This window comes from Streptomyces sp. SID12488, assembly GCF_010548275.1.
Taxonomy (GTDB): Bacteria; Actinomycetota; Actinomycetes; order Streptomycetales; family Streptomycetaceae; genus Streptomyces.
In genome coordinates this window covers 119,166-136,329 of sequence record NZ_JAAGLT010000007.1, presented here as the reverse complement: position 1 = coordinate 136,329, position 17,164 = coordinate 119,166, and the positions used below count along the sequence as shown (strand labels likewise).

General features: G+C 69.7%; 22 protein-coding genes. 9 read left to right on the top strand and 13 right to left on the bottom strand.

From position 1 onward, the window contains the following. The first annotated feature begins 148 nt into the window (after window positions 1-148). The 3 genes from G3I56_RS14040 (at window position 149) to G3I56_RS14030 (ending at window position 2,490) form a co-directional block, all read left to right on the top strand. Window positions 149-331, top strand: a complete 183-nt coding sequence (locus G3I56_RS14040; RefSeq protein ID WP_164409287.1) for a DUF6104 family protein — start codon at window positions 149-151, stop codon at window positions 329-331. Between the two features lie 169 nt (window positions 332-500). Beyond that, window positions 501-1,385, top strand: a complete 885-nt coding sequence (locus tag G3I56_RS14035; RefSeq protein WP_164409286.1) for a DUF4097 family beta strand repeat-containing protein — start codon at window positions 501-503, stop codon at window positions 1,383-1,385. 1 nt (window position 1,386) lies between these two features. After that, window positions 1,387-2,490 (top strand): helix-turn-helix transcriptional regulator, encoded by a 1,104-nt coding sequence (locus tag G3I56_RS14030; RefSeq protein WP_164409285.1) that lies wholly within the window; start codon window positions 1,387-1,389, stop codon window positions 2,488-2,490. A gap of 281 nt (window positions 2,491-2,771) precedes the next feature. Here G3I56_RS14030 and G3I56_RS14025 read toward each other — a convergent pair whose 3' ends face one another. The 4 genes from G3I56_RS14025 to G3I56_RS14010 all read right to left on the bottom strand — a co-directional run bounded on the left by G3I56_RS14025 (window position 2,772) and on the right by G3I56_RS14010 (window position 6,110). After that, window positions 2,772-3,344, bottom strand: a complete 573-nt coding sequence (locus G3I56_RS14025) for a Clp protease N-terminal domain-containing protein (RefSeq protein ID WP_164409284.1) — start codon at window positions 3,342-3,344, stop codon at window positions 2,772-2,774. Next, a complete protein-coding gene (locus tag G3I56_RS14020; protein ID WP_044474098.1) occupies window positions 3,344-3,553 on the bottom strand; it encodes a helix-turn-helix domain-containing protein in 210 nt (69 codons plus the stop codon). The genes G3I56_RS14025 and G3I56_RS14020 overlap by 1 nt, the downstream gene beginning before the upstream one ends. Window positions 3,554-3,711: 158 nt before the next feature. Then, window positions 3,712-4,677: a zinc-binding dehydrogenase gene (locus G3I56_RS14015; protein ID WP_164409283.1), complete on the bottom strand. Its 966-nt coding sequence runs from the start codon at window positions 4,675-4,677 to the stop codon at window positions 3,712-3,714. Window positions 4,678-4,901: 224 nt separating this feature from the next. Then, a complete protein-coding gene (locus tag G3I56_RS14010) occupies window positions 4,902-6,110 on the bottom strand; it encodes an NADP-dependent malic enzyme (protein WP_164409282.1) in 1,209 nt (402 codons plus the stop codon). 678 nt (window positions 6,111-6,788) lie between these two features. Here G3I56_RS14010 and G3I56_RS14005 point away from each other — a divergent pair. Genes G3I56_RS14005 through G3I56_RS13995 form a run of 3 tightly spaced genes read left to right on the top strand, consistent with a single transcriptional unit; the run spans window position 6,789 to window position 9,507 of the window. Next, entirely contained in the window at window positions 6,789-7,742 is a 954-nt protein-coding gene (locus G3I56_RS14005) for an ABC transporter substrate-binding protein (RefSeq protein ID WP_164409281.1), read from the top strand. A gap of 41 nt (window positions 7,743-7,783) precedes the next feature. Further along, a complete protein-coding gene (locus G3I56_RS14000) occupies window positions 7,784-8,713 on the top strand; it encodes an amino acid ABC transporter permease (RefSeq protein WP_164409280.1) in 930 nt (309 codons plus the stop codon). 2 nt (window positions 8,714-8,715) lie between these two features. Beyond that, a complete protein-coding gene (locus tag G3I56_RS13995; protein WP_164409279.1) occupies window positions 8,716-9,507 on the top strand; it encodes an amino acid ABC transporter ATP-binding protein in 792 nt (263 codons plus the stop codon). A gap of 78 nt (window positions 9,508-9,585) precedes the next feature. Here G3I56_RS13995 and G3I56_RS13990 read toward each other — a convergent pair whose 3' ends face one another. Next, entirely contained in the window at window positions 9,586-10,365 is a 780-nt protein-coding gene (locus tag G3I56_RS13990) for a class I SAM-dependent methyltransferase (RefSeq protein ID WP_164409278.1), read from the bottom strand. Between the two features lie 124 nt (window positions 10,366-10,489). Between G3I56_RS13990 and G3I56_RS13985 the strand changes: the two genes are divergently transcribed. Continuing rightward, complete coding sequence (locus G3I56_RS13985; protein ID WP_164409277.1) at window positions 10,490-11,137, top strand: CGNR zinc finger domain-containing protein; 648 nt, start codon at window positions 10,490-10,492, stop codon at window positions 11,135-11,137. Here G3I56_RS13985 and sodX read toward each other — a convergent pair. Continuing rightward, entirely contained in the window at window positions 11,041-11,511 is a 471-nt protein-coding gene (gene sodX, locus G3I56_RS13980; RefSeq protein ID WP_164409276.1) for a nickel-type superoxide dismutase maturation protease, read from the bottom strand. The genes G3I56_RS13985 and sodX overlap by 97 nt on opposite strands. 143 nt (window positions 11,512-11,654) lie before the next feature. Between sodX and sodN the strand changes: the two genes are divergently transcribed. After that, window positions 11,655-12,050, top strand: coding sequence for a superoxide dismutase, Ni (gene sodN, locus G3I56_RS13975; protein ID WP_164409275.1), 396 nt, complete (start codon window positions 11,655-11,657; stop codon window positions 12,048-12,050). A 105-nt stretch (window positions 12,051-12,155) separates the two neighbouring features. On the opposite strand, the gene G3I56_RS13970 is transcribed toward sodN, so the two are convergent. The 4 genes from G3I56_RS13970 to G3I56_RS13955 all read right to left on the bottom strand — a co-directional run bounded on the left by G3I56_RS13970 (window position 12,156) and on the right by G3I56_RS13955 (window position 15,356). After that, entirely contained in the window at window positions 12,156-12,971 is an 816-nt protein-coding gene (locus G3I56_RS13970; protein WP_164409274.1) for a class I SAM-dependent methyltransferase, read from the bottom strand. A 33-nt stretch (window positions 12,972-13,004) separates the two neighbouring features. Further along, entirely contained in the window at window positions 13,005-13,889 is an 885-nt protein-coding gene (ppk2, locus tag G3I56_RS13965) for a polyphosphate kinase 2 (protein ID WP_164409273.1), read from the bottom strand. Between the two features lie 62 nt (window positions 13,890-13,951). Continuing rightward, the gene (locus tag G3I56_RS13960) at window positions 13,952-14,185 is read right to left on the bottom strand and encodes a hypothetical protein (protein WP_164409272.1); all 234 of its coding nucleotides are present in this window, start codon (window positions 14,183-14,185) and stop codon (window positions 13,952-13,954) included. A gap of 16 nt (window positions 14,186-14,201) precedes the next feature. Further along, window positions 14,202-15,356, bottom strand: coding sequence for an inorganic phosphate transporter (locus G3I56_RS13955; RefSeq protein WP_164409271.1), 1,155 nt, complete (start codon window positions 15,354-15,356; stop codon window positions 14,202-14,204). A 107-nt stretch (window positions 15,357-15,463) separates the two neighbouring features. On the opposite strand from G3I56_RS13955, the gene G3I56_RS13950 reads away from it, so the two are divergent. Then, entirely contained in the window at window positions 15,464-16,258 is a 795-nt protein-coding gene (locus G3I56_RS13950; protein WP_164409270.1) for a VOC family protein, read from the top strand. On the opposite strand, the gene G3I56_RS13945 is transcribed toward G3I56_RS13950, so the two are convergent. From G3I56_RS13945 to G3I56_RS13935, 3 genes are all read right to left on the bottom strand, one after another. After that, on the bottom strand, window positions 16,255-16,503 hold the full coding sequence (locus tag G3I56_RS13945) for a hypothetical protein (protein WP_164409269.1): 249 nt from the start codon (window positions 16,501-16,503) through the stop codon (window positions 16,255-16,257). The genes G3I56_RS13950 and G3I56_RS13945 overlap by 4 nt on opposite strands. Beyond that, a complete protein-coding gene (locus G3I56_RS13940; RefSeq protein ID WP_164409268.1) occupies window positions 16,500-16,829 on the bottom strand; it encodes a DUF952 domain-containing protein in 330 nt (109 codons plus the stop codon). The genes G3I56_RS13945 and G3I56_RS13940 overlap by 4 nt, the downstream gene beginning before the upstream one ends. Before the next feature lie 89 nt (window positions 16,830-16,918). After that, a complete protein-coding gene (locus G3I56_RS13935) occupies window positions 16,919-17,128 on the bottom strand; it encodes a hypothetical protein (RefSeq protein WP_164409267.1) in 210 nt (69 codons plus the stop codon). Between the last annotated feature and the right edge of the window lie 36 nt (window positions 17,129-17,164).

Sequence of the window (17,164 nt, the reverse complement as noted above, 5' to 3'; positions counted from 1 at the left end):
CGGCCGAACAGGGCTGATGTACGGGGGCCCGGCACCGGAGAGATCCGGTGCCGGGCCCTTCGTCATCAGGGCCCCGGATACGTGCGCATAGCCTTCACCAACAGTCCCAGCAGTCCCACCAGACACAGCAGTCCCCAGGAGAACATCCGTGTACTTCACCGACCGAGGCATCGAAGAACTGGCCAAGCGGCGCGGCGAGGAGGAGGTCACCTTCGAGTGGCTCGCCGAGCAGCTGCGGGCCTTCGTCGACCTCAATCCCGACTTCGAGGTGCCGGTGGAGCGTCTGGCCACCTGGCTGGCGCGGCTGGACGACGACGAGGACGACGCGTGACGAGCAAATGAGCGAGCGGGCGCGGCGAGCGGCTCCGGTCCAGGTGTCTTGACTTTCCGTGTCCGCGATATATCGTGAATAACGGAAGACGCGATATGGCGTGTCGTGACGTACCCGGTCGTCGGCCTGCCGTTCGTCAACCCGTCCGTTCACCTAGGGGGTCCGCACCATGTCCACCACATCCACGTCCGAGTGGTCCGTCAAAGAGCCCGGCAACCTCGCGTTCGCCGAGCCGATCACGGGCCTGCACGTACGCATCGTCAACGGAACGGTGAACGTGGTGGGCACGGAGGAGAGTTCCGCCCGTCTGGAGGTCACCGAGATCGAGGGCCCACCCCTGGTGGTGACCCAGGAGGACGGCGTGCTGACGGTGGCGTACGAGGACCTGCCCTGGAAGGGCTTCCTCAAGTGGCTGGACCGCAAGAGCTGGCGCCGCTCCGCGGTGGTGTCCCTGACCGTCCCGGCTGCCGCGCGCGTCGAGGTGGGTGTGGTCGGCGCCGCCGCGTTCGTCTCGGGGGTCGCCGGGCCGACGGTGGTGAAGGGCGTCACCGGCGACACGACACTCGTCGGCCTCTCCGGGCCGGTCCGCGCCGACACCGTCTCGGGCAGCCTGGAGGCCCAGGCGGTCACGGGTGATCTGCGCTTCAACTCCGTCTCCGGCGACCTGACCGTCGTGGAGGGCTCCGGCCCCTCGGTGCGCGCGGAGTCGGTGAGCGGCTCCATGATCGTCGACCTCGACCCGGAGGGCCCGACGGACGTGCAGCTGACGAACGTCTCGGGCGAGATCGCCATCCGGCTCCCGCATCCGGCGGACGCCGAGGTGGAGGCCAACACGGCGAGCGGCAGGATCTCGAGCGCCTTCGACGACCTCCGCGTCCACGGCCAGTGGGGCGCCCACCGCGTCACGGGCCGCCTGGGCGCGGGCACCGGCAAGCTCCGGGCTACGACGGTCTCCGGCTCGATCGCCCTGCTCCGACGCCCCCAACCGGAGGACGAACCGGCCGACTCCGCCCCCGGGGACACTTCCGGCACGACGAACAAGAAGGTGCTCTGACATGCCTCCCGTCTTCGCCCACGGCCGCCTCCGCCTCTACCTGCTGAAGCTGCTGGACGAGGCCCCCCGCCACGGCTACGAGGTGATCCGCCTCCTGGAGGAACGCTTCCAGGGGCTGTACGCGCCGTCGGCGGGCACCGTGTACCCCCGCCTGGCCAAACTGCAGACCGAGGGCCTGGTCACACACACCACCGAGGGCGGCCGCAAGGTGTACGCCATCACGGACGCGGGCCGCGCCGAACTGGCCGACCGCAGCGGCGAGTTGGCCGACCTGGAACTGGAGATCCGTGACTCGGTCGCCGAGCTCGCCGCCGAGATCCGGGCTGACGTCCGGGGCGCGGCGGGCGACCTGCGCCGGGAGGTGCGCGCGGCGGCGAGCGAGGCCCGCGGAGCCTCCGGAGCCGCGCGGAGCACCCCGTTCGGGGACCACGGTGAGTACGGGGAGCACGCGGACGCCGGCGACAAGGAGGCGTGGCGCGTCGCGAAGGAGGAGATGCGACGCGCCAAGCAGGAGTGGAAGGAGCAGGCCCGGCGCGCGAAGGACGAGAGCCGCCGGGCCCGCGAGGAGGCGCAGCGGGCCAGGCGCCAGGCCAAGGAGGCCCAGGACAACGCCCGCGCGCAGGCCCAGGAGGAGGTGCAGCGCATCGCCAAACGCGTCCAGGAACAGGTCCAGGACCACTTCAGCAGGGGCGACTGGCCGACGGGGGTCCGGGAGGGCCTGACCGAACTGGCCAAGGAGTTCGGCGAGTTCGGGAAGGACTTCGGCAAGAACCTCGGCAAGGACATCGGCCAGGGCCTGGGCAAGGACTTCGGCTTCCCCCGCCCCGGCGGCACCACGACCGCCACGGCACCGGAACCGGAGCGTCCGCAGTACACGGACACTCCCCCGGACTTCCCGGCCGGCTACGAACCGTCCTGGGCCCACGAGGACTCCACCGGCGACCCGGCCAGAGACCTGGACCGCCTCCTCGACCGCTTCCGGGACGGCATCCGCGACTCGGCCCGCGACCACCGCGTCACGGAACCCCAGCTCCACGAGATCCGCGGCCACTTGTCAGCGGCGGCGGCACTGGTGGAGGCGGCGCTGCGGACGCCGAAGGCGTGAGAGGGGGCACAGCCGAGGTGCGGGGCTCCAACCCGGGTCGTGTCCCGCCACATGGTGCGGGCAACCTCACTCGACGCGTTCCGGTGAGCCGCGTGCCGACCGCCCATGGGGCACGGCTCCCGCTCCGCGCCCGGCCGACCTGCCGCCGGCACCACGGGTGACCCGAACCGTCACGGCGCGGCGCCTGCCTGCGCGCTCCGCACAGTCGATCGGCTCAACCACCTGGCGGGACGCCACCCCACCCCGAACCCCGCCTCAACCCGCCACCTCGGCCCGCCGCCTCAGCCCGCCTTCGCCTCGCCCTCGCTGTACAGCACCCGGCTCAGGGCCTCGTATGTGACTCCCTGATCGGCGAGGACCTCTGCCGGTACGCCTGGGCGGGCCGTGAGGGCGAGGAGGATGTGCTCGTCGCCGATCCGGCGGTCGCTGTGGGCCACCGCGATGCGCAGGCACCCCACCAGCACATCCTTGGCACCCCGGCCGAAGGGGCGGCGCCCCGACAACCACCCTCTGTCCCGCCGGACGCCGGACATCGCGCCGACGCCGTGCACCTCCTCGACCCGGGAGACGATGTCGGAGACGTCGATTCCGAGCCCGGCGAGGGCATCGGCCTCGGCCTGGGACAGCCCGGCGCGACGCCGGGCGTCGCCCAGAGCACCCTTCACCGACTCCTTGCGGTCGGTGAGGCCGAGCGAGGCCAGCGCGAAGGAGGCTCGACCGGCCTCCCGGTCGAGCAGCGCGAGCAGCGCGAGCAGCAGGTGCTCGGCGTCGACGGACCGGCTGCCGACGCGTTCGGCGTGCTCGGCGGCACCCCGCACCACTTCGCGCGCATCGCTCGTGAACCGTTCGAACATCACTGCCTCCCGTGTTTCTTGTGGACGGCCTGCCTGCTGACACCGAGTTCCGCGGCGATCTCCTGCCACGACCAGCCCTGATTGCGCGCACTGCGCACCTGCACGGACTCCAGCTGCTCGACCAGCTTCCGCAGCGCGGAGACGGCCCGCAGCCCGATCCGCGGATCGCGGTCACCCGCGCGCTCGGCGAGATCTGTTGCTTCGGTCATGATGTCAACTTAGGTTGACACATGGGCGCTGTCAACCCTAGTTGACGCACAGGATGCCGCGAACACACAGACGGCGGGCCCGGAAGAAACCCGGGCCCGCCGCAGCGAGACGTACGTGGTGGAGGTCAGGAGGTGGTGGGGGTCAGGAAGTGGTGGAGTCAGGAGGTGGTGAGGACGATCTTGCCGAACAGGTCACCGGACTCAAGGCGTTCGAAGCCCTCGCGGGCCCGGTCCAGCGGGAGCACCTCGTCGATGACGGGACGTACGCCGGTGGCGGCGCAGAACGACAGCAGGTCCTCCAGCTCGTCCTTCGTGCCCATCGTGGAGCCGACGACCTTGAGTTCGAGGAAGAAGATGCGGGTCAGTTCGGCGTGCGAGGGGCGGTCGCCGCTGGTGGCGCCCGAGATGACGATGGTGCCGCCGGGCCGCAGTGACTTGACCGAGTGCGACCAGGTAGCCGCCCCGACCGTCTCGATCACGGCGTCCACGCGCTGCGGCAGCCGCGCCCCGGACTCCACCGCCTCGACGGCGCCCAGCTCCAGCGCCCGCTTCCGCTTGGCCTCGTCCCGGCTGGTGGCGAAGACGCGGAGGCCCGCCGCCTTGCCGAGCACGATCGCGGCGGTCGCGACACCGCCGCCGGCGCCCTGCACGAGCACGGAGTCGCCGGGGCGTACACCCGCGTTGGTGAAGAGCATGCGGTACGCCGTCAGCCAGGCGGTGGGCAGACAGGCGGCCTCCTCGAAGGAGAGCTCCTTGGGCTTGGGCAGGACGTTCCACGCTGGTACCGCGACCTGCTCGGCGAAGGCGCCCTGGTAGCGCTCGGTGAGGATGGAACGGGGTTCCTCGGGTCCGACGCCGTGGCCGGTCTGGCCGATGACGGAGTGCAGGACGACCTCGTTGCCGTCCGCGTCGACGCCGGCGGCGTCGCAGCCGAGGATCATCGGCAGCCGGTCCTCGGGGAGTCCGACCCCGCGCAGGGACCAGAGGTCGTGGTGGTTGAGCGAGGCGGCCCTGACATCGATCGTCGTCCAGCCCGGGCGCGACTCGGGCGCTGGACGGTCGCCCAACTCCAGCCCGTCGAGCGGGTGGTCGGGGTCGATGCGGGCGGCGTAGGCAGCGAACATGACCTTGACGATAGGGGCCCGGCCGGGCCGGGGGAACGAGGCGGCACTGTGACACACGCCCTGTTGATTTCGCCGCCGCCCTTACCCGCTCAATCGCCGGACGAGCTGATTTTTAGCCCGTCCGGCGATTGAGGACGAGGCCCCTTCAGGGCCGAAGGGGGGTCTGGGGGCGCAGCCCCCAGGAACGGGATGGGACGGGACAGGGCCACCGCCGAACACCAGCCTCAGCGGCGAGCGACACCCTCCGCCCGAGCCGCCGCGGCGACCGCCGCGGTCACCGCCGGAGCGACCCGCGGGTCGAACGGCGACGGAATCACGTAGTCGGCGGCCAGATCCTCACCCACGACAGCCGCGAGCGCGTCCGCCGCCGCGATCTTCATCCCCTCCGTGATCCGCGAAGCCCGCACCTGCAGCGCCCCCGCGAAGATCCCCGGGAACGCCAGCACGTTGTTGATCTGGTTCGGGAAGTCCGAGCGCCCGGTCGCGACGACCGCCGCGTACTTGTGCGCCACGTCGGGGTGCACTTCGGGGTCCGGGTTGGCCATCGCGAACACGAACGCGTCCTTGGCCATGGAAGCCACCGCCGCCTCCGGGACCGTACCGCCGGAGACACCGATGAAGACGTCGGCGCCCGCCAGAGCGCTCTCCAGCGACCCCTTCAGCCCGGCCCTGTTCGTCAGCTCGGCCAGCTCGCGCTTGACCGGCGTGAGGTCGTCCCGGTCCACCGAGACGACGCCCTTGCGGTCGGCGACGGCGACATCGCCGAGCCCCGCCTCAAGGAGGAACTTCGCGATGGCGACGCCCGCCGCGCCCGCGCCCGAGATCACGCCCCGCAGCTCCCCGAGCTCCCGCCCGGTGAGCCGCGCCGCGTTGCGCAGGGCCGCCAGTGTCACGACCGCCGTGCCGTGCTGGTCGTCGTGGAAGACGGGGATGTCCAGCTGCTCCTGGAGCCGCCGCTCGATCTCGAAGCACCGCGGGGCCGAGATGTCCTCCAGGTTGATCCCACCGAAGGACGGCGCGAGCCGGACCACCGTCTCGATGATCTCGTCCACTCCCGTGCAGGCCAGCGCGATCGGAACCGCGTCCACGCCGCCGAACTGCTTGAACAGGATCGCCTTGCCCTCCATCACCGGGAGGGATGCCTCGGGACCGATGTCACCGAGTCCGAGGACGGCCGTACCGTCCGTCACGACCGCGACGACGTTCGACTTCCACGTGTAGTCGTTGACGAGGTCGGGCTGCTCGGCGATGGCGGTGCACACCCGGGCCACACCGGGTGTGTACGCGAGGGACAGATCGTCCTTGTTCCGGATCGGCACGGTGGCCTGCACGGCCATCTTGCCGCCCCGGTGCAGGGCGAACGCCGGGTCGAACTCATCGGCATCACTGCCGGTGTCGATGTCGCTGCGAGGATTGACGATCTCCGCTGCCACTTTGTTGTACCCCTTAGGTCTTCACGGTTTGAGGGTGGCCACTCCTGGTGAGGGGTGGGCGGGCACCGCGCAAGGCCCCGGTGAGTGATGCGCACGGGCACGAACGCGACGGGCGCGCCGCACACGCGCCCTGAGTCCCTGATGAGGGGTGTAAGGAACCTTCTTACCGGACGGAGGACACCGCGGACGACCCCATGGAGCGAAGGTCACACGCGGGCGACATGACTCATCACCACACATGACCACATACCTGGGCATGATCGATCAAATCGAGAGGCTGGTCGACGAAGGAGCCGGGCCGTGACAGGACCGAGTCGTGACCGTGTCGGGCCACCGGTCGGGGCGGAGTCCTTCCGCGGCCGTGCGTACGGATGCAACAGCCGTTCACCTGGCGAGATACACCGAAGATCTTCCGGCCGGAACGGATGATTCCCGTAGAAGATCCGGGAAGGTCCGGCTCTGATGTCCGACCTGACGCTCCACGGGGGCCGCCCGTTATCCGATTTTGACATAGCCGGTCACCTGAATGCCTCCGCCCGAATGGCAAGATGCCGTAATCACACAAGGTCGCGACACTCAAAGATGTGTGCAGCAGTCGACCGACCCGCCGGCATCGTCCGCCCCCTGGGCAGGCGCCGGCCCCAATGGCTCACCATCCATCCGCCGGAGGAACCCACCATGACCGCAAGCTCCACCCTTCGTACGACCGCAGCGCACAACCGGCTAGCCGCGGTCGGTGCGATCGCGGTCGCGGGCGCCCTGCTGCTCACCGGATGCGGTGACCAGACCAAGGACAAGGGCACCGGCTCGGAGAGCGCCTCGACGAGCTCCGCCCCGCTGGCCGCCAAGCTGCCCCAGGCGATCCGGGACAAGGGCGTCGTCACGGTCGGCTCGGACATCGCGTACGCCCCGGTCGAGTTCAAGGACGACTCCGGCAAGACGGTCGGTATCGACCCGGACATCGCGGACGCCATGGGCAAGCAGCTCGGCGTGAAGTTCGAGTTCCAGAACGGCACCTTCGACACCCTGATCACCGGCCTGCGCTCCAAGCGGTACGACATCGCCATGTCCGCGATGACCGACACCAAGGACCGCCAGGACGGCACCGAGAACGGCAAGAAGGTCGGCGAGGGCGTCGACTTCGTCGACTACTTCACCGCCGGTGTCTCGATCTACACCAAGAAGGGCGACGACCAGGGCATCAAGAGCTGGTCCGACCTCTGCGGCAAGAAGATCGCGGTCCAGCGCGGCACGGTCTCCGAGGACCTCGCCAAGGCCGAGACGAAGAAGTGCACGGGTGGCAAGAAGATCGCCATCGAGCCGTACGACAACGACCAGCAGGCCCAGACCCGGGTGCGCGCGGGCGGCGCCGACGCCGGCTCCTCCGACTTCCCGGTCACGGCGTACGCGGTGAAGACCTCGGGCGGCGGCAACGACTTCCAGGTCGTCGGCGAGCAGGTCGAGGCGGCGCCGTACGGCATCGCGGTCGCCAAGTCGAGCACCCAGCTGCGGGACGCCCTGCAGGCCGCGCTCGACGCGATCATCAAGAACGGCGAGTACGCCAAGATCATCGCCAAGTGGGGCGTCGAGGACGGCGCCGTGACCTCGGCCACCGTCAACGGCGGCAAGTGACCCGAGTATCACGGAAGTACGGGCACTGAAAGGCAACACCCGTGACTGTTGACATCGACAAGGCGACAGGACCGGCGGACACTCCCCCGGCCGGACCGGAGGCCATCAAGGCCATCCCGGTCCGGCACTACGGGCGGTACGTCTCGGCCGTCGTCGCGATCGGGCTCTTCGTCTCGATCGTCTACGCGTTCGCCCAGGGCAACATCAACTGGGGCGCCGTACCGGACTACTTCTTCGACGACCGCATCGTCACGGGCGTCTGGAAGACCCTCCTGCTGACGGTCCTCTCGATGGTGATCGGCATCGTCGGCGGCGTACTGCTCGCCGTCATGCGGCTGTCGAAGAACCCGGTGACCTCGACCATCGCCTGGTTCTACATCTGGTTCTTCCGCGGCACCCCGGTCCTGGTCCAGCTCGTCGTCTGGTTCAACCTGGGCCTGGTCTTCACGTACATCAACCTCGGTCCGATCTACAAGGACTACTGGTCCAGCTTCATGACGCCGCTCCTGACGGCGCTCCTGGGCCTGGGCCTGAACGAGGCCGCCTACATGGCGGAGATCTGCCGCGCCGGCCTCCTGTCGGTCGACGAGGGCCAGACCGAGGCCTCGCACGCCCTGGGCATGAGCCACGCCAAGACCCTGCGCCGGATCGTGATCCCGCAGGCGATGCGCGTGATCGTGCCGCCCACGGGCAACGAGGTCATCAACATGCTGAAGACGACCTCACTGGTGTCGGTGGTCCAGTTCGCCGAACTGTTCCGCTACGCCCAGGACATCGGGCAGACCTCCGGTGCCCCGGTGGAGATGTACTTCCTCGCCGCGGCCTGGTACCTGATCCTCACCTCGGTCCTCAGCGTCGGCCAGTACTACATCGAGCGGTACTACTCGCGTGGTTCCAGCCGTACTCTCGCGGACACGCCGTTCCAGAAGATCAAGGCGAACATGCTGTCCCTCGGAAGCTGGAGGCGCTGACCATGAGCACGGAAAAGGTCACCGGGTCCGAGGGCGTCGCCATGGTCAAGTCCGAAGGCGTCCACAAGTCCTTCGGCCCTGTCGAGGTCCTCAAGGGCATCGACCTGGAGGTGAAGTCGGGCGAGGTGTTCTGCCTCATCGGCCCCTCCGGCTCCGGCAAGTCGACGTTCCTCAGGTGCATCAACCACCTGGAGAAGGTCAACGCCGGGCGCCTGTACGTCGACGGCGAGCTGGTCGGCTACCGCCAGAAGGGCGACAAGCTGTACGAGCTGAAGGACAGCGAGGTCGCGCTGAAGCGGCGGGACATCGGCATGGTGTTCCAGCGCTTCAACCTGTTCCCGCACATGACGTCGCTGGAGAACGTCATGGAGGCCCCGGTCCAGGTCAAGGGTGCCAACAAGGCGCAGGCCCGTGAGCGCGCGGGCCAGCTCCTGGAGCGCGTGGGTCTGGCCGACAAGGCCGGCAACTACCCCTCGCAGCTCTCCGGCGGCCAGCAGCAGCGCGTCGCCATCGCCCGGGCCCTGGCCATGGACCCGAAGCTGATGCTGTTCGACGAGCCGACCTCGGCCCTGGACCCGGAGCTGGTCGGTGACGTCCTCGACGTCATGCGCGACCTGGCCGAGTCCGGTATGACGATGGTCGTCGTCACCCATGAGATGGGCTTCGCCCGCGAGGTGGGCGACAGCCTGGTCTTCATGGACGGAGGCGTGGTCGTCGAGTCCGGCAACCCGCGCGACGTCCTGACGAACCCGCAGCACGAACGGACACAGTCCTTCCTGTCCAAGGTGCTCTGACGACAACAGGGCCGACGGCAGCGGACATGCGCAAGGGGCGGTACGAGATCCTCGTACCGCCCCTTCCGCGTTCCCGGGTTACCTGAGCGCGAGCAGCAGCGTGTCCGACGGCGAGCACCACACCGGACGCGCCTCCGCGAACCCCTTCTCGCGCAGCACGCGCGCGTGCCACCCGGCGGAGGGCGTGTCGCCGTCGGCGTGCTCGCCGTAGATCTCGAAGCGGCGGGCGGTCGGCCCGGCGAGGAGGGGGTCCTGGGCGGCGAGCCGCCACCATTCCGCCCAGTCGACGACACCGTCGTGTTTGGCCTGATCCATACGTACGTGGCGCAGTGCGCGCTCCGCCGCGTTGATCCGGGGCGTGCTCTCGTCGATCATGTGGTCCGCGTTCATGAACAGACCGCCGTCGCGGACGAGCTCCGCGATCCGGCCGTAGAGGTCCGCGAGGGGGTCGCTGTGCAGCCAGTGCAGGGCGGTGGCGGTCAGAACGGCGTCGTACGAGTCGTACGGCAACCCGCTCGTCCACCGCGGGTCCTTGAGGTCGGCCGTGACGAAGGTGACCCGGTCGTCGGCCGCGAAGGTGCCCTCGGCGATGGCGAGGAGCGCCGGGTCGAGGTCGACGCCGACGCTGGTCGCCTGCGGGAACCGGTCGAGCAGCCTGGACGTGATACTTCCCGTGCCGCACGCGAGGTCGAGCACGCGCGGGGCGGGGCCGACGAGGGCCTCGACCATGTCGAGCATGATCCGGAACCGTTCCTCGCGGTCCGGCATGTACCACTCCTGCTGTCGGTCCCAGCTCGCCTGCCAGGCATTCCAGTCGGTTCCGGTGTCCGTCCCGGTGGTGCCCGTGGTGGTGGTCATGGAAAACCTCTCCCCGTCAGTCGCTCACTCGCCCGCTTCGAACGCATGCGTAATACCCTGGAAGCAGTATCAGCCGTTACTTCCCCGCATCCACGACCATAGAGCGCCCTCGTAAGGACTACAAGTGGAACTGGCCTATTACTCGGACTACGCCGTGCGCCTCGTCAACACCGAGGAACCGGCCCGCGGAAAGGACTCGCTGACCTCGATCGACGCCGTTCGCGATCTCTTCGGCGCCAACCAGCAGGCCGCCCGTCGCGCCACCGACGCCGACGTGACCCGGTTCCGCTCCGTACGGGCCCGTCTGCGCGCTGTCTTCGAGGCGGCGGACACGGGCGACGAGACGCTCTCGGTGGACCTGCTGAACTCGCTCCTGCTGGAGTTCCCGGTGAGCCCGCAGATCTCCGGGCACACCGCGTCCGACGACAGGCGGGGCCGGGACGACGACGGCCGCCCACTGTGGCACATGCACCTCGCCGACCACCCGTCGAACGCGACGGCGGGCTTCGCGGCCATCGCCGCCATGGGCCTGGCCTTCCACCTCACCGAGTACGGCGTGGACCGTCTCGGCCTGTGCGAGGCACCGCCCTGCCGCAACGCCTACCTCGACACCTCGACGAACCGCTCCCGGCGCTACTGCTCCGACCGCTGCGCGACCCGGGCCAACGTGGCCGCCTACCGAGCCCGCAAGCGCCTGGAGGCGGACCGGTCCGAGAAGACGGGCCTGGCGGCCGACACCGCCCAGCGCAGCAGCGTCAGCGGCGAACGCTGACCCGGCTTGAGCGGCCGGTAGCGGAACCGGACCCGGCCCAGGATCAGATCGTGCGGCACGGTGCCGTAGTCGGTGCTGTCGCCGCCGGCGAAGGAGTTGTCCCCGAGCACCCACCAGCCGCCCTCGCGGCGCTCCACGGCCCGTTTGACGACCAGCAGATCCTGCTGGAACGGATGGCGCAGGACCACGATGTCGCCGGCCCTGACCCGGTTCCCGTACCGCACCACGAGAAAGTCGCCGTGATACAGCGTGGGCACCATCGACGGTCCGGTCACGGCGACCCAGCCGAAGGGCTTCGCGGCCCCTCCGTGCTCGCTCCCGGGCTCACTCCCGTGTTCGCTTCCGTGTTCGCTCTCCTGCGACAGCTCCGGCATCCCGGCACCTCCCCGGTCCATCCTCCACGAGTCCCAGTCTGACGCCCTACTTTTGTCCTAAGCCCATGGGGGCACTCGCGAAAACCCCTCTCTCAGGGAGTAATGTCCAACCTGAGAAGACGATCACGAGGAAGGAACGCTCCATGCTTTCCCGCCTGTTTGCCCCCAAGGTGAAGGTCAGCGCACACTGCGACCTGCCCTGCGGTGTGTACGACCCGGCCCAGGCCCGCATTGAGGCGGAGTCGGTGAAGGCCGTGCAGGACAAGATTGCCGCCAACGACGACCCGCACTTCCAGGCGCGCGCCACCGTCATCAAGGAGCAGCGCGCAGAGCTCGCCAAGCACCACGTCTCGGTTCTGTGGAGCGACTACTTCAAGCCCCCGCACTTCGAGAAGTACCCGGAGCTGCACCAGCTGGTCAACGACACCCTGAAGGCCCTCTCGGCCGCCAAAGCGTCCACGGACCCGGCGACGGGCCAGAAGGCGCTGGACTACATCGCCCAGATCGACAAGATCTTCTGGGAGACGAAGAAGGCCTGATGCAAGCCTTCCTCGAAGGGCCGGTCGAAGGCTGACCGGCCCTTTTCCCTGTCCCGGCTCGTCCCCCTGCCCCGGCCATTTCCCTGCCCGGCCACGTCGGCACGCTCAACGTCGGCAGACGAGAATCCCCGCCCGGCAGGTGACCTCGAACATGCCCTCGCGGGCGATCCGGTCGGTGACGATGGCGCGGGCCCGCTCGATCGTCGCGTCGAAGGGCGTGTCGTACTGGTCCGCCCAGGCCCGGTAGGACGCCAGGTACGCGACGACCGGCTCGGGCTCGCGGACCGTGACGGTGCTGGGCAGCTCGATCGTCCGCACCCGGCCGAACTCCGCCCCGAGAAAGCCCGGGGCCTTCTCCAGGGAGAAGCGGCCACCGATCGAGAACCGGGACGGCTCCTGTCCGGTGCCGAGCACGTCGCGCGCGGCCCGGTGCCAGAGGCCGTCGAGTTCGGCCTTGTCCAGCTCACCGTTGGTGGAGGCGATCACCACCCCGTCCCTGGCGACGACGCGTGCCAACTCCCGCACCGCCTGAGGGATATCGGGCACGTGGTAGAGCATGTGCATCGCCAGGACCGCGTCGACGCTCCCCGTGGCCAGGGGCAGTCGCGTGACATCCGCGACGGCGACCGGGCCGGGGACGGTCGCGAGGATGCCGGGCGAGATGTCCAGGCCCAACGAGGACACGTCCGGCCGGTCCTCGCGCAGCCGCTGGACGTACTTGCCGTTGCCGCAGCCGACGTCGACCACGCGCCCGCTCCCCCGCACACCGCCCAGCTGCTCGACGACGATGCCCGGCAGGTCGTGGCGGGGCGTCTGCCACTGGTAGAGCGACTGCCGGGCGGCCAGGTCCCGGTCGCTGCCGTACGCGCTCTCGGCGAGGCGCGTCCGGTCGGTGGCGGCGGAGGTGGAGGGTTCGGTCACGTCAGCGGCTCCCGGGTTCGGGTGGGACGGCGTTCACTCGCCGTCGTCATCCTCCCCCGCCTCCAGCAGGTTCACCGCCGAGCCCACGATGCTCGGGTCCGGGCTGCCGACGACCTCCTCGTCCTTGTCCGTGTAGTCGAAGCGGGCCAGGACGCTGCGCATCGCCTCCACCCGCGCCCGCTTCTTGTCGTTGCTCTTCACCACCGTCCAGGGAGCCTGTTCGGTGTCCGTCGCACGGAACATGGCGACCTTGGCCGCCGTGTAGTCGTCCCAGCGGTCCAGGGAGGCGAGGTCCATGGGGCTCAGCTTCCACTGCCGTACGGGGTCGACCTGGCGGATCGTGAAACGCGTGCGCTGTTCGCCCTGGGAGACCGAGAACCAGAACTTGATCAGGTCGACGCCGTCGTCGGCGAGCATGCGCTCGAACAGCGGGGCCTGGCGGGTGAAACGGCGGTACTCGTCGTCCGTGCAGAAGCCCATGACCCGTTCCACGCCCGCCCGGTTGTACCAGGAGCGGTCGAAGAGGACTATCTCGCCGGCGGTCGGGAGGTGTTCGACGTACCGCTGGAAGTACCACTGGCCGCGTTCGCGTTCGGTGGGCTTCTCCAGGGCCACCACGCGGGCGCCGCGCGGGTTGAGATGCTCCGTGAAGCGCTTGATCGTGCCGCCTTTTCCGGCCGCGTCCCGGCCCTCGAAGACGACGACCAGCCGGCGTCCGGTCTGCTTGATCCAGCTCTGCAGCTTCAGCAGTTCGATCTGCTGGAGCCGCTTGTGCAGGTCGTACTCCCTGCGCTCCATGCGCTCGGGGTACGGGTAGTTCTCCCGCCAGGTCTCGACCGGCGTGCCGTCCCGCCGGACGAGGACGGGTTCGTCGAGGTCGCTGTAGTCGACCTTCAGTCCGGACATAAGCGGTGTCATACCGTCGGCCTCCTTGGCATCAACATCAGCGGTCAATATCGATCAGCAGTGATCAGTAGCGGTCAGTGGAACTGCGGCACGATCAGATAGATGCCGTACGCGACCACGGCCGCACATGCCAGGAAGCACAGCCCCGCCTGGGCGAATCCGAGCGGGTGGGTACCTCCGTCATTCTCGCGCGCACTCTCGACCCGGGCGAGTCCGAGGACGCCGAACGCGAAGACGACGACCACGGCGACGGTGACCCCGAGGCTCACGGCGGCCACCTGTCCCAGGGCGGTCCAGTCCAGCTTCATGTGGGTTCTCCCTCGTTCACGCGGCCGTGCCGACGGTCGTCGGCGCCGTCGGCCTGATGCTGACCTCATGGGTGTCGTTGACGTTGTGCGCGCTCACCGGGTTGCGGCGCGCGGCAAGGACGATGCCCGCCGCGACCGCGACGGCGACCAGCGCGACGACCACAGTGCCGAACGTGCCGCCGTACCTGACGGCGCCCGCGGAGACCCCGCCGACCAGCGCGGCGGCGGGCAGGGTGATCAGCCACGCCATCACCATGCGGCCCGCGACGCCCCAGCGGACCTCCGCCAGCCGCCGGCCCAGACCGGCGCCCAGGATGCTGCCCGAGGCCACCTGGGTGGTGGACAGGGCGAAGCCGAGGTGGGCGGAGGTGAGGATGACGGCCGTGGACGCCGACTCGGCGGCGAAGCCCTGCGGCGACTGGATCTCGGTCAGCCCCTTGCCCATGGTCCGGATGATCCGCCAGCCGCCCAGATAGGTGCCGAGGCCGATGGCGAGCCCCGCCGAGGCGATCACCCACACCGGCGGGCCGGCGTCGTGGCCGAGCGCGCCCGCGGAGATCAGGGTCAGGGTGATGATGCCCATGGTCTTCTGCGCGTCGTTCGTGCCGTGCGCGAGGGAGACGAGGGAGGCGGAGGCGATCTGGCCGACGCGGAACCCCTTGGTCACCGAGTCCTTGCGGGCGCGGGCCGTGAGCCGGTAGGCGAGGTACGTGGCGATCAGGGCCGCGACTCCGGCCACCAGCGGCGAGGCCAGCGCCGGGATCAGCACCTTCTCGACGACCTTGGTGAAGTGCACACCCTCGGCGCCCGCGCCCACCCACACCGCGCCGATCAGCCCGCCGAACAGGGCGTGCGAGGAACTCGACGGCAGCCCCACCAGCCAGGTCAGCAGGTTCCACAGGATCGCCCCGACGAGCCCCGCGAAGATCATCCCCGGGGTGACGAGCGTGTCGTCGACGATGCCACCGGAGATCGTCTTCGCGACCTCGGTGGACAGGAAGGCGCCGACGATGTTGAGGACACCGCCGATCAGGACCGCCGTTCGCGGTTTGAGGGCGCCGGTGGCGATGGACGTGGCCATCGCGTTCGCCGTGTCATGGAATCCGTTGGTGAAGTCGAAGGCCAGGGCCGTCACGATGACGACCGCCACCAGGAACGTGATGTGGTCCATGCGTTCGATGGAAGCAAGCGCAGGCGTACTCGCGACGAACTGCGGGCAAAGCCTGTTCCTCGAAAAACCGCAGGTGCCGTGGAAACCCGCCAGCCTACGATCACCCCATGAGCACCGGCAACAACACTGGTACCGGCACCGAGAGCGGCATCCGCTGGACCTACGCCTTCGTCGACCGGCCCGTCGGCCGCCTCGGCGCCGCCCAGGCGTTCTGGACCGCCGTCACGGACACCCGGTTGTCCGAAACCCGGGGTGAGCAGGGCGAGTTCGTGACCCTGCTGCCGGGCGCGGGCGACGCCTGCGTCAAGGTGCAGGGGGTGGTCTCCGGGGACGGCGGTGCCCATCTCGACTTCGCCGTCGAGGACGTCGACGCCTTCGTCGGGTCGGCGTCGGCTCTCGGGGCGACGGTCGTCGGGGCGCACGCCGGCTGGTCCGTGCTGCGGTCACCCGCCGGGCAGCTGTTCTGCGCCGTGCCCTGGCACGGGGAGGCGGTACGGCCCGCCGTGGTGGACGGCAGCCGCCTCGACCAGGTGTCCATCGACATCCCGCCCACCGCCTACGGCACGGAAGTCGCCTTCTGGGAGCGCCTCACCGCCTGGGACTCCCTCACCGGCTCGCTCCCGGAGTTCCACGTTCTCAGGCCCCCGGCCGGTCTCCCGGTCCGGGTCCTCCTCCAGCGCCTCGACACCGACCGGCCCGCCGCCTCCGCCCACCTGGACCTGGCCTGCGCCGACATCGGGGCGACCGGCGCCCGCCACGAGGAGTTGGGGGCCACGGTCGTCGCCCGGCACGCCCACTGGACGGTTATGCGCGACCCGGCGGGCGGCACGTACTGCCTCACCGGCCGCGACCCCGAGACCGGCGGGCTGCCGAAGGCGACATCGGCGGACAACCCCGACTAGGGAGTGGTCACATACACGCACAGCACGTCCGTCGGAAAGGCCTCCGGCGACGGGGAACCTCCCGGCGACTTCGGACACGCCTCCTCCACGTCCTGCTGCGGCGCGGGATCACCATCGCCCGTCCCGTAGCGGCCATACGTCTCCGACTGCTCCGCCGAGTCCCGCAGCCACACCGTGAGCGCACCCCCGACGGCCACCGCGACCACCCACACGAGCACGGCCCGCCGCCACGCCCTGGGGCTCACCCCCACGCCTCGACGTCGACCACGGCGGCCACCGGGATCGGCCCGTACACATGCGGGAACTTCTCGCCGCCCGGCTTCGGGGCCTCGTACTTCAGGGGTACTCCGAGCCGCGCGGGATCCACGACCAGCACCACCAGGTCGTCGGGGCCGTCGTAGGAGCCGTACAGGAAGGCTGCCACGACCGGGAGTTGGGCGCGGGTCGAGCAGTGGATGAAGCCCTCCTCCTGGAGGGTGCGGCCACGCGTCGACATCTCGTACGCGCCTCGCTCGCGGGCCGCGTCCCAGAGGGTTCGTTCGGTGATGTGGAGTATGTGCGGTTCGGACATGAACCCAACCTACGGGCCCGGCCGTGCCGCGCGTACCCCGGCCGGTCGGTGCTCTCTGCCCCGTCTCACCGCCCGTCTCTCCGCCGGCTTCAGGGTTTCCCCGTGGCGGGCCCGCCCTTCGCCGCCGAACCGGCCGCGGCCTCCGCCTCGGCCTCCGGATCGACGTACGCCTCGCACTCGGTGTTCCGGCACGGTCCGGCGACCCACTTCGGCACCCATGCGCCCAGGGTCTTGTACCGCCGCACCACCGTGGTCACGTGCTGCCCGCAGACGGGACAGTCGTGCTCTTCTCTGCCCATGCCCTCAGGGTATTGCGAGAGCCACCAGGACGCTCC